The sequence below is a fragment of the Mesorhizobium sp. LEGMi-168a genome (assembly GCF_058312955.1).
Window position 1 is genome coordinate 62,547 of the sequence record NZ_JBZEGV010000018.1, and the last position, 13,232, is coordinate 75,778.

The 13,232-nt window shown below is 61.2% G+C and carries 13 protein-coding genes; 8 read left to right on the plus strand and 5 right to left on the minus strand.

Going from position 1 to position 13,232, the window contains the following annotated elements; genetic code table 11:
- Nucleotides 1–34: 34 nt before the first annotated feature.
- Entirely contained in the window at nt 35–313 is a 279-nt protein-coding gene (locus tag AC4FWB_RS22055; RefSeq protein ID WP_491028359.1) for a sensor histidine kinase, read from the minus strand.
- A 276-nt stretch (nt 314–589) separates the two neighbouring features.
- Between AC4FWB_RS22055 and AC4FWB_RS22060 the strand changes: the two genes are divergently transcribed.
- From AC4FWB_RS22060 to AC4FWB_RS22095, 8 genes are all read left to right on the plus strand, one after another.
- Nucleotides 590–1,354 (plus strand): alpha/beta fold hydrolase, encoded by a 765-nt coding sequence (locus tag AC4FWB_RS22060; RefSeq protein WP_491028360.1) that lies wholly within the window; start codon nt 590–592, stop codon nt 1,352–1,354.
- 68 nt (nt 1,355–1,422) lie between these two features.
- Nucleotides 1,423–2,181, plus strand: coding sequence for an SDR family oxidoreductase (locus AC4FWB_RS22065; RefSeq protein WP_491028361.1), 759 nt, complete (start codon nt 1,423–1,425; stop codon nt 2,179–2,181).
- Between the two features lie 228 nt (nt 2,182–2,409).
- The gene (locus AC4FWB_RS22070; RefSeq protein ID WP_491028362.1) at nt 2,410–3,240 is read left to right on the plus strand and encodes an alpha/beta fold hydrolase; all 831 of its coding nucleotides are present in this window, start codon (nt 2,410–2,412) and stop codon (nt 3,238–3,240) included.
- Between the two features lie 103 nt (nt 3,241–3,343).
- A complete protein-coding gene (locus AC4FWB_RS22075; RefSeq protein WP_491028363.1) occupies nt 3,344–3,757 on the plus strand; it encodes a cupin domain-containing protein in 414 nt (137 codons plus the stop codon).
- A 100-nt stretch (nt 3,758–3,857) separates the two neighbouring features.
- Nucleotides 3,858–4,085 carry a hypothetical protein gene (locus AC4FWB_RS22080; protein ID WP_491028364.1) on the plus strand — a complete coding sequence of 76 codons (228 nt, stop codon included), beginning with the start codon at nt 3,858–3,860 and terminating at the stop codon, nt 4,083–4,085.
- Nucleotides 4,086–4,718: 633 nt separating this feature from the next.
- Nucleotides 4,719–5,636, plus strand: coding sequence for an MBL fold metallo-hydrolase (locus AC4FWB_RS22085; protein ID WP_491028365.1), 918 nt, complete (start codon nt 4,719–4,721; stop codon nt 5,634–5,636).
- Nucleotides 5,637–5,745: 109 nt separating this feature from the next.
- Entirely contained in the window at nt 5,746–6,573 is an 828-nt protein-coding gene (locus AC4FWB_RS22090; RefSeq protein WP_491028366.1) for an SDR family NAD(P)-dependent oxidoreductase, read from the plus strand.
- Between the two features lie 88 nt (nt 6,574–6,661).
- Nucleotides 6,662–7,309: an HD domain-containing protein gene (locus tag AC4FWB_RS22095; protein ID WP_491028367.1), complete on the plus strand. Its 648-nt coding sequence runs from the start codon at nt 6,662–6,664 to the stop codon at nt 7,307–7,309.
- A 227-nt stretch (nt 7,310–7,536) separates the two neighbouring features.
- Here AC4FWB_RS22095 and AC4FWB_RS22100 read toward each other — a convergent pair whose 3' ends face one another.
- Genes AC4FWB_RS22100 through AC4FWB_RS22115 form a run of 4 tightly spaced genes read right to left on the minus strand, consistent with a single transcriptional unit; the run spans nt 7,537 to nt 13,037 of the window.
- Complete coding sequence (locus tag AC4FWB_RS22100) at nt 7,537–8,220, minus strand: response regulator transcription factor (protein ID WP_491028368.1); 684 nt, start codon at nt 8,218–8,220, stop codon at nt 7,537–7,539.
- Nucleotides 8,210–8,599, minus strand: a complete 390-nt coding sequence (locus AC4FWB_RS22105) for a response regulator transcription factor (RefSeq protein WP_491028369.1) — start codon at nt 8,597–8,599, stop codon at nt 8,210–8,212. Before AC4FWB_RS22105 ends, AC4FWB_RS22100 begins: the two co-directional genes overlap by 11 nt.
- 2 nt (nt 8,600–8,601) lie before the next feature.
- Nucleotides 8,602–9,243 carry a response regulator transcription factor gene (locus AC4FWB_RS22110; protein WP_491028370.1) on the minus strand — a complete coding sequence of 214 codons (642 nt, stop codon included), beginning with the start codon at nt 9,241–9,243 and terminating at the stop codon, nt 8,602–8,604.
- The gene (locus AC4FWB_RS22115) at nt 9,240–13,037 is read right to left on the minus strand and encodes a PAS domain-containing protein (RefSeq protein WP_491028371.1); all 3,798 of its coding nucleotides are present in this window, start codon (nt 13,035–13,037) and stop codon (nt 9,240–9,242) included. The genes AC4FWB_RS22110 and AC4FWB_RS22115 overlap by 4 nt, the downstream gene beginning before the upstream one ends.
- Nucleotides 13,038–13,232: the final 195 nt, after the last annotated feature.

The following is a 13,232-nucleotide window of genomic DNA, read 5'->3' on the forward strand; positions in this document are numbered from 1 at the left end:
ATCGATAGCTTTCGGGGGACTTGTCCGGCGTAGATTAACCCTTTTGCCCGGCGTCAATTCCCGACAAGGCCGCGGGAAGCCGCAAGATCACAGTCGTTCCTGATCCCAGGATGCTTTCGATCTCGACACTTCCCTGGTGTGCTTCGGCGAAATGCTTCACCATCGGAAGGCCGACACCGCCCAGGCCCTTGCCCTTTGTCGTGAAGAAGGGCTCGAAGGCGCGGGCCACCGTCTCCTGCGTCATCCCGATGCCGCTATCTCCGACGCGGAGCTCGATAAGGGCGGCACCGCCTTGAACCTCAATCGAAATCAACCCGCCATCTGGCACCTTGGGTCTTCAAGCGTATTCCCCGCGCCCGCCTCTTTGCCTTCGTCATCGGACCCTCGTCCTCGGGACCGGTCGATGCTTGAAGCTCCAATCCTTGACGACAGACCCCGGTCTCCGGACGCATCCGACCTAGACCTTCGCATCGGATGACCGATGCCCCCGTAGAATAGTTCAGCACGCCGGCCCGGGGCATCCTCTGCAGCAACTGGTCACGTCCCATTGCAGAGGAGAAGGCAAGTGCAAAGGATTACGAGAATTCTGATGCTCTCTGCGGCGATTGCCGTATCGGGCAACACTGTGGCGCAGCCCGCGAAACAGCAGGCCAAGCCGACGATCGTGCTGGTACACGGCGCCTTCGCGGAGTCGTCGAGCTGGAACGCGGTCATCGCCGACCTCAACAAGGACGGCTATGCGGCCATCGCGGCCGCCAATCCGCTTCGCAGCGTCTCCAGCGACGCCGCGGCGGTTTCGGCTGTCATCCGGTCGATCTCGGGACCCGTCGTGCTGGTCGGCCATTCCTATGGCGGCCCAGTAATCACCGAGGCTGCCAACGGCAATCCCAACGTGAAGGCGCTGGTCTATGTGGCCGGGTTCGCGCCGGATACTGGTGAGTCCAGCCTTACGCTTTCGGGAAAATACCCGGGCAGCACGCTTGGCGACGCGCTTTTGCCCGTGGCTCAGCCTGATGGGGACCAGGATCTCTACATCCAGTCGCAGAAGTTTCACGAGCAGTTCGCGGCCGACGTGTCGACGGCAGAGGCGAACCTGATGGCGGCGACCCAGCGCCCCGTCGCGAAAGCCGCCCTGGCTGAGCCGTCCCGCACCGCCTCCTGGAAGACGATTCCATCCTACGCGATCTACGGCTCCGCCGATCGAAATATTCCCCCGGCGGTCATGAAATTCATGGCGGAACGCGCGCACGCGGTGAAAACCGTGGTCATTAAGGGTGCGTCCCACGCCCTGATGGTTTCGCATCCGCGCGAGGTGACAGCGCTTATCGAAGACGCCGCCTCGGCCAAAGAATAGCCGGCTGCACGCAACAGCCGACGTTCCATCCAGCAAGCAATTTTCAAAACCGCAACAGGAGATTGGACATGAAGATCGTCGTCATAGGCGGCACCGGCCTTATCGGCTCGAAGACCGTGGATCGGTTGCGCAAAAAGGGTCATGACGTGCTCCCGGCTTCACCGAACAGCGGTGTCAACACCATTACGGGCGAAGGGCTGACTGATGCTCTGGCCGGAGCTCAGATTGTCATCGACCTGGCAAATTCGCCGTCGTTTGAAGACAAGGCCGTTCTCGAGTTCTTCGAAACCTCAGGTCGCAACCTCCTCGCCGCCGGAAAGGCGGCCGGCGTGAAACACCATATCGCGCTCTCGATCGTAGGCGCCGAGCGCCTGCCCAATAGCGGCTACCTGCGCGCCAAGATGGCGCAGGAGAGGCTGATCCGGGAGTCCGGAATTGCCTACACCATCGTTCACTCGACGCAATTCTTCGAATTCCTGGGCGGCATCGCACAATCAGCGACGGTCGGGGATACCGTGACTCTTCCGTCCGCCTATTTTCAGCCGATCGCATCGGACGATGTCGCCGACATCATGACCGACGTGGCGCTCTCCGCCCCGATCAACGGCGTCATCGAGATCGCCGGGTCACAGCCGGTCCGCATGAGTGAACTTGTCGCCCGGTTCCTGAAGGCGACGAACGATCCCCGCAAGGTGATCGGGGACCCTCACGCTCGCTACTTCGGCACGGAACTGGACGACCGGTCGCTCGTCCCCGGCGACCATCCGCGCATCGGCGCCATCCGCTTCGAGGACTGGTTCAGCCACGCCTCGCGCCCGCAACACTGATTCGCCGCGGCCGCGCATCGTCCGATGAAGCACGGCCACAGCGCTCAAACGCGAAAGAGCTAACCGATGAAAGACGACTTTCCTTCCTCCGCAGGCGCATCGCGCCGAGACGTGTTGCTGGGCGCACTGGCCGCTACCGTTGCGACCGGCCTCTCCATAGCCGCGCCCGCGCAAGCGGAGCGGTCGACAAATCTTCCCCCTACCGGACCAGGCAAAGGACCAAGGACCATGAGCACGATCACAACCAAGGACGGCGTGGAAATCTTCTACAAGGACTGGGGCCCTAAGGATGCTCAACCCATGGTCTTCCATCATGGATGGCCGCTGAGCGCCGACGATTGGGACGCACAGATGCTCTTCTTCGTCAACAAGGGCTACCGCACCATAGCTCATGACCGGCGTGGTCACGGCCGGTCCGCGCAAGTGAGCGATGGTCACGACATGGACCACTACGCCGCCGACGCAGCCGCTGTGGTCGAACATCTCAGGCTCACAGATAGCATTCACGTCGGACACTCGACGGGTGGAGGGGAAGCCGCTCGCTACGTCGCTCGCCATGGCAAGGGTCGCGCTGCGAAGCTGGTTCTTATTGGTGCGGTGCCGCCGATCATGGTGAAGACGTCTGGCAATCCCGGTGGACTTCCGATCGAGGTCTTCGATGGATTGCGTACGTCCCTCGCCGGCAACCGTGCGCAGTTTTACGTCGATTTCCCTTCGGGTCCCTTCTACGGGTTCAACCGGCCGGGTGCAAAACCCATACCTGGCGTTATCCAGAATTGGTGGCGGCAGGGAATGATGGGCAGCGTCAAGGCACATTACGAGGGCATCAAGGCATTCTCGGAGACCGATTTCACCGAGGACCTCAAGATGATCGACGTGCCGACTCTCGTCATGCACGGCACCGATGACCAGATCGTGCCGTTTGCGGATTCCGCGCCGCTGTCGGCAAAGCTCCTGAAGAACGGCCTGCTCAAGACTTATGAGAACCTGCCGCACGGCATGTGCACCACGCATGCCGAATTGGTGAACACCGACCTGCTCGCATTCATCAGAGCATAGGCTCGAGCTGCATCCCCCCAAGCAAGAGCCCGATCGCCGGCCGCCTCCGTTCCGGCCGGCGATCACCCCTTCCATTCTCAACCCGCAAACTGGAGCCAAGATAATGATCAGGTCTATCCTATGCGCCGCCGTTCTCACCGGTATCGTTGCGACCGGTGCGTTCGCCGGCGATTCGCATGGTGACAAGGTCACGCTGGTCTACGACCATCCGCTTCCCAACGTGCCGGGCAAAAGCATGCGTGCCGTGCTTGTCGAGTATGAGCCCGGCGGCACATCCTCGGCACATACGCACCCAAGTTCGGCCTTCATCTATGCGACGGTCCTCGAAGGCGCGATCCGCAGCAAGGTCAACGATGGGCCGGTGACGACCTATCACGCCGGCCAGGGCTTTACCGAACTTCCCGGCGACCGTCATGGCGTCAGCGAAAATGCCAGCGCAACCGAACCTGCCAAGCTCCTCGCCGTGTTCGTTGTCGACACAGACGAGACGGAACTGACGACGCCCTACGACGAGTGAAGTCGAGGACTTCTGAATCGGGTTTGAACAGGGAGAGAGCCGTGCCGCCGGAGCATTCGAAAGGCTCGGCGGCATGATCGATTAGACAAGGGGCGCCGCAATGCTGATCGACAGACTGCATCCTTTGACGTCGTCACGTCTTGCCGTGATCGACTTCAATGCCATCGTGCGAGCGGCCGCCCTTTCGCTGTCCAGAGCGGTTCACCGTTTCACGGAAACGGCGAACCGCTCTATCTCTTTGTTTTTACGCAATTCCGAACGGAAAACCGTTTCACACTTTTCCTGGAATTGCTCCAGGCCTGGCATCGGCCCTCGTCGTGGTGTGTAATGCCAGCGGAGGCGCTGAAGGTGTCCTCAGCAAATCCGATCTCGTGCGCCACCTCACCAGTCCGACGTCGTCAGCGCCACCGGTGTCCGCCCTGATGAGCAGGTCCATCTTCCGCTACTCGGCCGCACCGACGAGGTGATCGAGTAGGCCTTTGCAATCTACGCAGAGGGCGATCGCCCCAGAGCGGCGAGTGGACGGGGATCAAACCCAACGGTAGCGCAGCTCTTAGGTGAACCGCCGCACATGGTAGCCTGGCCGTTAAAGCAACTGGAAGAACCAAGAAGCTTTTCGTCTCTCGCAAATGCAGTTTGGCGTCGCGTTCTCGACATTGCCCATTTTTGACGACTTTGGATTAAACAAACGGATCGCGCGATGGTGCAGGCAGCAACAAAGCCGGCACCATCGGCGCTTACCAGCCACGACATCCGGCGCTTCGATGGCTTGAGAAGCGGCTACCGATCGGCGAGCTGGGTCATGACGAGTTCGTCGGCTATTCGACTCCCCGCAACCTGAATGACAGGACCTATACCGTGGTATGGCTCGCCCTCTCCCTCGACTCAATCGACCGCAAACACGCCTCAAAGTAGCGTCGTCGATGCCGTGTGTAAGGCGGCGGATCAGCAGGAGACAAACATGAGCCTAGATAACGCCTCACACCCCGGTAGGCCGGGACCCGAAGAGTTGGTTCCGTCGCGCTACGCGGTGCGAGTCGGCGAGATTGACGTGCTGGTGGTCAGCGACGGAGTGCTACCACTCCCAACCGAAATGCTGGGACACAACGCCGACCCAGCCGCCCGGGCCGCCTGGCTGGGCGACATGTTCTTGCCAGCGGATGCTTTCGACTGGTCGCTGAACGTGGCCTTGGCGCATAGCGGTGATCGAACCATACTGATCGACGCTGGGCTGGGACTGGACCCAAATTTGAACTTGCCGCGGGCCGGGCAACTGGTCAAGCGACTGGACTCAGCCGGCATCGATCTTGCGTCTGTGACCGACGTGGTGCTTACCCACTTGCACATGGACCACATCGGCGGTCTCCTCGTCGACGGCGTGAAAGACCGGCTGCGGCCGGACCTGCGGATCCACGTGGCGGCCGCCGAGGTCAAATTTTGGGAGTCGCCCGACTTCACGCACGTCCATATGCCGCAGGGATTTCCGGACGCGCTTAAGGCAACCGCCAAGCGGTTCATGGAAGAGTACCGGAGCCATCTGCGGCAGTTCGATGAGCAATACGAGGTGGCACCAGGAGTGGTCGTCCATCGCACCGGCGGCCACACTCCCGGGCACAGCATCGTCCGTCTGGCATCTGGCGGCGATCGCCTGACATTCGCTGGCGATGCCGTTTTCACGGTCGGGTTCGATCACCCCGACTGGTATAACGGCTTCGAGCACGACCCCAAAGAGGCGGCTCGCGTTCGTGTCCGTCTTCTGACGGAGCTGGCGGCGACCGGCGAACAGCTGGTGGCCACTCACCTGCCGTTCCCTTCCGTCGGCCGGGTGGCAGTCGACGGCGACGCCTTTCGTTGGGTGCCGGCCTTCTGGGATTACTGACCGCTTGTCGGGTTAGGGCGGAACCAGGGCGCGGACTCTTTGTGTTAATGAGTCCGCGTGTCCTAGTTGCCGCAACTGACCTTCCCGGCGAGCGATCCGGTCGCCGTGTTTGTTCCTGAACGTTCGCCGGAAGCCCATCAACCAGAAAATCTATCCAGCGAAGAAGCTGACCAGGAGCAAGATCATGTCCGCATTAGATAACAAAGTCGTCATCGTCACCGGTGGAAGCTCCGGTATCGGCCGCGCAGCCGCGCTCGGCCTTGCCAGGCAAGGCGCGAAAGTCATCATCACAGGACGCCGCTCGGCACCGCTGGAGCAAACAGCCGCTGCGCACCCAAACGTCGTCAGCCTCGTCGCCGACGCTGCGATGCCCGAAGATGCCGCGCGCACCGTTGCGCAGGTAATCGGCACATGGGGCCGCCTCGACATTCTCGTCAACAACGCCGGCGCTGGCGCTCTCATGCCTATAGGCGATGTTACCGCTGAGAAGATAACGAACATCTTTGCGGTGAATGTCTTCGGCCCAAGCCTGCTGGCAGCGGCGGCGCTTCCGCATCTGACAGCGGCGAAGGGAGCGATCATCAACGTGTCGAGCACGTTCGGTCACAAGCCCGGGGCTGGTCTCTCGCACTACGCCGCCAGCAAGGCGGCGCTGGAGCATCTGACCCGCTGCTGGGCGCTCGAGCTCGCGCCTCTGGGCGTGCGCGTCAACGCCCTCGCTGCCGGCCCGACCGAATCGGGAGCGCTGACGGGCATGATGGGGCTCTCGCCCGAGCATGCTGCGGTCGTCGAGGAAGCGGAGCGCGAGCAGATACCGCTCAAACGACGCGGCACACCGGACGACATGGCCAAGTGGATCATCCATCTGGCCGATCCAGCGTCCGAGTGGATGACCGGGCAGGTGATCGCCGTAGACGGAGGTCTGGGCCTCACATGACCCGCCTGCTTCAGATCCTGACGGCCTTGGCGGACCATAACTTCCGCCTGTTCCCTCGCTGCTCGAAACCCTATTGGAGACCATAGAGATGAACGGCACGACCAGTCGGATACTTGCTGGAATTTCGGTTCCCGACACGCCACTTGTGGAGCGGGCGCTCGACTATGCTCGCGGGGAATGTGAGCCTTATCTTTTCAATCACGTCGTCCGGTCCTGGCTGTTTGCGGAGCGGATCGGACAGCTTCGCAACATCGATCACGACGCGGAAGTCGTCGCCGTCGGTGTGCTCTTGCACGATCTTACGCTTAACCAGCGCTTCAACGGTCCGCGCCGGTTCGAAGTTGAAGGCGCCGATCTGGCACGGATCTTCGCCAGGCAAGCCGGTGTCGACGAGCGCCGCGCCCAGTTGATCTGGGACAGCGTCGCTCTCAACTCGACGCCATCGATTGGTCTCTACAAGGAAGCGGAGGTGGCGCTCTGTACTGCCGGGATCTGCCTGGATGTCGTGGGCCTGCAGTATGAGATCATTCCAGCCGCGGAGATCGCAAGTATCGTCAGGGAGTTCCCGCGGCTCGACTTGAAGCGACGCATGACACGGTGCTTCTGCCACATCGCCGAGACGAGGCCCGAAACGACCTACGACAATTTCGTTCGGGATTTCGGTGAACGCTATGTCCCCGGATACCGAGCTTCTTCTTCCGTCGACCTCGTAGCGAAAGCGCCCTTCGACGAATAAATGCAGCAGGCAAAACAAGTTCGCTTGAACTATCGCCTGACGGGTCGGGCTTTCAGCAGTCCCCGTTAGAGCAATTCCGGGAAAGTGTGAAGCGGTTTTCCGTTAGGAATTGCGTGAAATCAAAGAGATAGAGCATTCGCCGTTTCCGTGAAAACGGTGAACGATCTAGTCGTCGACGAGTTGCAATTCTGTCGCGCCGATATCCCATCGACGGCTGCCGCCCCTGTTCAGGCCAAGGTCTCACGCAGCGGCATGGGCAGTGTCTCCCAAGCCCGGATCAGTTCACCGATGGAGGCTGCCTCCATCTTGCGCATGACGTTGCCGCGATGCAGCTTCACCGTCACTTCGCTGATGCCGAAGTCGAAGGCGATCTGCTTGTTGAGACGACCGCGCGCCACGTGATGGAGGACCTCGCGCTCACGGGGCGTCAACGTTCCAAGTCGTTCGACATTTCGCTTGACCACCTCTGCTTTTGCCCGTCGCGAGGCATCCATCGCTATGGCCGCGATTATGGCATCGAGCAATGTTTGGTCCCGTACCGGCTTGGTGAGGAAGTCCACGGCGCCGGCTTTCATCGCCTGGACCGTCATTGGTATGTCGCCATGACCAGTGAGAAAGATGATTGGCTTCGGGTTGCCATTCTGGGCCAGATGATGCTGCAGATCGAGACCGCTCGCTCCTGGCATGCGCACATCGAGGATCAGGCAGCCGGGTTTGTGCAATACGTCGGCGTGGAGCAATTCGCGCGTCGAGGCAAAGCAGACCGGCTGGAAACCCGCCGACAGGATCAAGTCCGATAGTGCCTCCCTAACCGCTGCATCGTCATCGACAATGATCACGAGCGGCTGCTCCGCTTCGCCTCTCTGCGGTGACGATGCCGATCTCCTTTGGAGCGGCTGGTCAACTCTCATCATTACCCTCCATTTCTCGATCGTTTAAGGCGTTGGCAACGGCAGCGAGCAGGACTTGACCGTCGAAAGGCTTGCGGAAACAACCGCTGATCCCCCGGGCGCGAAACTGGTCTGCAATCTCGTGGCGGCCGGTGATGAGGAATACCGGCAATTCCGGGCGAGCCTTCTTCACCAGGTCGCGAAGTTCGAAGCCGTCCGTGCCGGGCATTCCGATGTCGGTGATGAGCACGTCCACGCCCGGCAGCCTGCGGTCGAGCAGCGATTCCGCCGACGAGAAGCAGCAAGCGACATAACCCGCGGACTCCAGTAGGTCCTCCAGCGACTCGAGGACTCTTGGGTCGTCGTCGACAACCGCCACGACAGGTCGCACCTTGCTCACACTCAGTTCCCTCCTGCTCGTCGAGAGTGGGTAATCGGTATCTCCAATCGTTCCGCCATGCGCACGAGATCGGCGAGCGACGCCGCCATCATTTTCTGCATCACGTTCCTTCTGTGGATTTGCAGCGTGACCTCGCTGATCCCCAACTCGGCCGCGGCCTGTTTGTTGAGGAGGCCACTCACAACGAGCGGCAGCACGTCGCACTCGCGCGGCGTGAGTTCTAGATAGCGTTGCCTCAACACGGTGAGTTCGGCGCGCTCTGATCGCCTTTCCTGATCCTGGGAGATCGCCGTCTGGATTGCGGCCATCAGGTCCGCGTCACTGAAAGGCTTTGTCAGGAAGTCCACGGCGCCGTGCTTGATAGCGCGCACCGAGGACGGGATGTCGCCGTGCCCTGTTATGAAGACGATCGGCGGATGATCGCCCTCGGCGATCTGCTTCTGCAGATCGAGCCCGTTGATGTCCGGCAATTCCACATCGAGGATGAGGCAGGCAGGGACGTCCGGCTTGTCGGCCAGGACATAGTCGCCGGCCGATCCGAACGCGATGGCGCGCATACCATGCGACTCCAGAAGCTCACCAAGCGCTTCCCGGATACGCACGTCGTCATCGACGATGAAGACCATGTGATTGTCGGTCGTCATGCTGCCGCTTTCATTTCAACGGGCATCGTGAAGACGAACGTCGTCCCGCGTGGCTCGTTCTTCTCCACCCACAACCGTCCGCCATGCGCCTCGACGATCGAACGGCATATCGCGAGCCCCATGCCCATGCCGTGCTCTTTCGTCGTAAAGAACGGCTCGAATATTCGGTCAGGAAACTCAATGCCCGGGCCACGATCGCTGATCTCGATCTGGATCGCATCTCCTGTCCGGCGCACGCGAAGTCCAAGAACCCTGTCACCCGCGACAGAGTCCATCGCATCCATGCCATTGCGGATGAGGTTCACCAGAACCTGCTGGATCTGCACCCGATCGAGCGCGACAACAGGAAGGTCGCTTTCGACATCGACGTCCAGACGAACACGACGCCGCACCGCCTCTTCAGCGATGAGGTCGCGCGCCTCCGCGATGACGCTGCCGAGTGTCGCGTAGGCCATCGCGTCTGCAGACTGCTTGAACAAGGCGCGGATGCGGCTGACGACATCCGCCGCGGAGTTGGCATCCCGGATAATGCGCTCCACCGTCTTCTGTGCCCGCTCGATATTTGGCGGCTCGGCCGTGAGCCAGCGCTGGCAGGCGTACGAGTTGGCGACAACGGCTGCCAGAGGCTGGTTCACCTCATGCGCGATAGAGGCCGAAAGCTCAGCAAGACTCGCCGCCTGGCTCGCACGTGCAAGTCTCTCTTGCGCCAGGCGCAGCTCTTCTTGCGCTCGAACTTCGCCATCGATGTCCAGACAGACGACGTTCCACTGAACAATCGCCCCTTCGGCATTGCGCATCGGTGCTGCGCGCATATCGACCCAGCAATATTCGCCATCGAAGCGCCGCAGACGGTGCCTCCGCGCATACGGTTCGCCAGTGGCCAACGAATGAGCATAGTTCGCTTTGACGCCCGCCAAGTCGTCAGGATGAACACCGTCGTCGAGTGTGCCGGCCAGGCGGGATTTTCCCTTGCCGTCCAATGACTCCAACTCATATCCGAGGAATTCGCGGAGCTGACGGCTGCGATATATCGGCTCGCCATTCGGCGTGGCGCAATCGATCATCACCGGCAGCGTTTCAACCAGCTGCCACAGCGAACGTTCTCTCTCGCGCAGCGCCACCTGTGCGCGCATCTCATCGTCGATGTCGATGGAAACCTGGTACCAGTGCACGATCGTTCCGTCCCGATCGCGCAGAGGCTCGCAGCGCCCCTCCATCCAGCGATAGTTGCCGTCTTTCCACCGCCGGCGATACCGCATGATGAAGGAGTCGCCCGTTTTGAGGCAGCTGGCTGACCTTTTGAGCACCTCGGGAGCATCTTCGGGGTGGATCAGCTCTTGCGCCACCTTGGTGAAATCTTCGAAGTTCGCCCCGGAGATGCCGAGATCCTCCAAAGACCGCCTGTTGACGTAGGCCAGCTTGCCATCGGGCGTCCAGCTCCAGATGTGGACCGGCAAGGCGTCGACAAGCTGCTGAAGCTCGCGCTCTCTTTCGCGCAATGCCTCCTGCGCTCGCATCTCGTCTTCGATGTCGATTGAAGCCATATACCACTGCACAATCGCGCCATCGGCATCCCGTAACGGTTGCGCTCGTGCTTCTATCCAGCGGTAGACGCCATCCTTCTCGCGCCGACGAAACCGGTTCACGAAAGGCTGGCCGGTCGCAAAGCCATTCGATGCCCTTTGGAACATGATCGGAAAGTCTTCAGGATGGGCCAGGTCCCGGGCCAGGGCGTCGAAGTCCTCGATGTGCGTCGGTGGCGAACCGACCTTCTCCAGGTATCTTTTGCTGGTGTAGGTGATCCTGCCTGAAGGGGCGAAGCTCAGGATATTCACAGGCACGGCGTCAATCATTTGCTCCAGTTGCCGCTTGCTCTTCCGCAGCGCTTCTTCGGCCCTCACTTGGTCGTCGATGTCGTGCGAAAGACCGTACCATTGGACGACGGACCCATCCTCGTTCCGCATCGGTTCCGCGCGACCCGACATCCAGCGAAAGACACCGTCGGCGCGACGCAGGCGATAGTTCAGCGAGAAGCTCTCGCCCGTGACGATGGAGTGATTGAGCGCAGCCTCCAGCTTGGCCGCGTCGTCGGGATGTACGACAGCCGCTATAGCGGCTGTCAGACCATTTCCTCCCGCACTCTCGTATTCTCCTACGTCGAGGCCGAGAAACTCGACCATACGCTTACTGAAGAAGACCGGCTCGCCCGACGCAGACAGGCGCCAGAGGAAGCTCGGCACCATATCTACAAGCTGCGAGAGCTCCCGCTCCCGGTCGCGCAACGCTTCCTGCGCGCGCATCTCGTCGTCGATGTCGATGGAGATTGCATACCACTGCACGATCGCGCCGCTGTGATCGCGCAGCGGCTCACCGCGCCCATCCACCCAGCGGTACGCGCCATCCGCACGGCGCATGCGGTATTTCATGGAGTACGGCTCGCCGGTAGCCAGGGAGTGGCGGACGGTCTCCAGGAGGCGGGCCGCATCTTCTGGATGGACGAGGGACTGTATCGCCGCCGTCAGCCGGCTCATCGCCGGCTTGTCCAAATCCGCCACGCCGTCCAAACCGAAGAAGTCAAGCAAGCGCTTGTTGAAGAAGGTCGGCTCGCCTTCCGGCGTCAGACGCCTGATCTGGACTGGGACCATGTCGACGAGCTGAGAAAGTTCCCGCTCCCGACCGCGCAGCGCTGACACGGTTTTCTTGTAGACGTCGTTGTCGAGTGCGATGCCGTACCATCCTGTGATACGACCCTGGCTGTCGCGTGCTGGCCGCGCGGCGGTTCGGGCCCATACGTAGACGCCGTTCGCGCGACGGAAGCGGAACTCGACATTGAAGTGATCGCCTGTTTCCAGACAGTGGCGCCATGTGGCTGCGATCTGCTCGTAGTCGTCCGGGTGAAGCAAACGCTTCCAGGCGGTATGCCCGTCGCTCAACGGAGCGTTCAGGTCTTCCAGCGTCACCCCGAGGGAGTTCAGTGCAAACGGATGCAGGTAAATCCATCTACCGGCCGCGTCGAACGCCCACCCGTTGCCGAATATGCTTTCAACGATCTTCGCCGATCGAATGGGTTCGGCGTCGTCTTCAACCAGGGGGTCCAGCCCTGCCTTGGCGAGCGCCTCCCTGTCGGTCACCAGATCGTCGATGTCGACACTTACACTGTAGCCTGGCTCAGACCGGGTCTCGTTCCAACGGTAACTGCCGTCGGCCTGGAGTTGCCGGTGTCTCGTGATCTGTGGGACGCCTGTCCAGAAGGCGCGGGCGGCCGCATGAGCCGCTGCGGTCCGGTCATCCGGGTGGACAAGGCTCAGCGAATGCGGCGGGTCGGAAGCGGCTTTCTTCTCGAGCGCAGCGGTAGTGACGTCAGCGAATCGCTCCCTGGCTGCTGACGGCGCATCGCCATCGATCACCGTGCCATACCATGCAACGATACGACCTGCGCTATCGCGCAGCGGCTGTCCGGAGTTTCGACTCCAGCTATACGCACCGCTCGCGCGCAGAATGCGGTGCTCCACAATGTAGTGCTCACCTGTCTCAAGGCAGCGACGCCACGCGGCGACGGCCCGGTCATGATCGTCCGGATGGATCAGCCGCTTCCAACCCGCGGAACCATCTTCCGACGAAGTGTTGAGTTCCTCCAGTGTCGTGCCGAGATCCGACAACATGGTGGGAGTAACGTAGCTGAACCTGCCGGCCGCGTCTGTCGCCCACGCATTGCCGACCACGCTCTCGATGATCCGGGCCGCTCGCAATGCTTCTGCATCGGTTTCGCCAAGTGAGTTGAACGCTGTCGTCATTGCCTTCTCCTACCGGACAATGAAAGCCGGAGACTGTCAGCGCCTTGTTTAACACTCATCCTCGAACATCTGGGCTGGCGAATTTGTGTTCCATCCTAACCGGGCCACGCCGCGGCCGCACCTCATGGAAATCCATGAGGCGTGGGTCACCTAGCCTTGAGAATAAGGCCGCCTGGACGTCCCGATTGAAGTCAC

Coding starts and splice junctions, on each gene's coding strand:
- AC4FWB_RS22060 (WP_491028360.1), top strand. CDS start 590: ATGCTCTCTGCGGCGATTGCCGTATCGGGCAACACTGTGGCGCAGCCC.
- AC4FWB_RS22065 (WP_491028361.1), top strand. CDS start 1,423: ATGAAGATCGTCGTCATAGGCGGCACCGGCCTTATCGGCTCGAAGACC.
- AC4FWB_RS22070 (WP_491028362.1), top strand. CDS start 2,410: ATGAGCACGATCACAACCAAGGACGGCGTGGAAATCTTCTACAAGGAC.
- AC4FWB_RS22075 (WP_491028363.1), top strand. CDS start 3,344: ATGATCAGGTCTATCCTATGCGCCGCCGTTCTCACCGGTATCGTTGCG.
- AC4FWB_RS22080 (WP_491028364.1), top strand. CDS start 3,858: ATGCTGATCGACAGACTGCATCCTTTGACGTCGTCACGTCTTGCCGTG.
- AC4FWB_RS22085 (WP_491028365.1), top strand. CDS start 4,719: ATGAGCCTAGATAACGCCTCACACCCCGGTAGGCCGGGACCCGAAGAG.
- AC4FWB_RS22095 (WP_491028367.1), top strand. CDS start 6,662: ATGAACGGCACGACCAGTCGGATACTTGCTGGAATTTCGGTTCCCGAC.
- AC4FWB_RS22100 (WP_491028368.1), bottom strand. CDS start 8,220: ATGAGAGTTGACCAGCCGCTCCAAAGGAGATCGGCATCGTCACCGCAG.
- AC4FWB_RS22110 (WP_491028370.1), bottom strand. CDS start 9,243: ATGACGACCGACAATCACATGGTCTTCATCGTCGATGACGACGTGCGT.
- AC4FWB_RS22115 (WP_491028371.1), bottom strand. CDS start 13,037: ATGACGACAGCGTTCAACTCACTTGGCGAAACCGATGCAGAAGCATTG.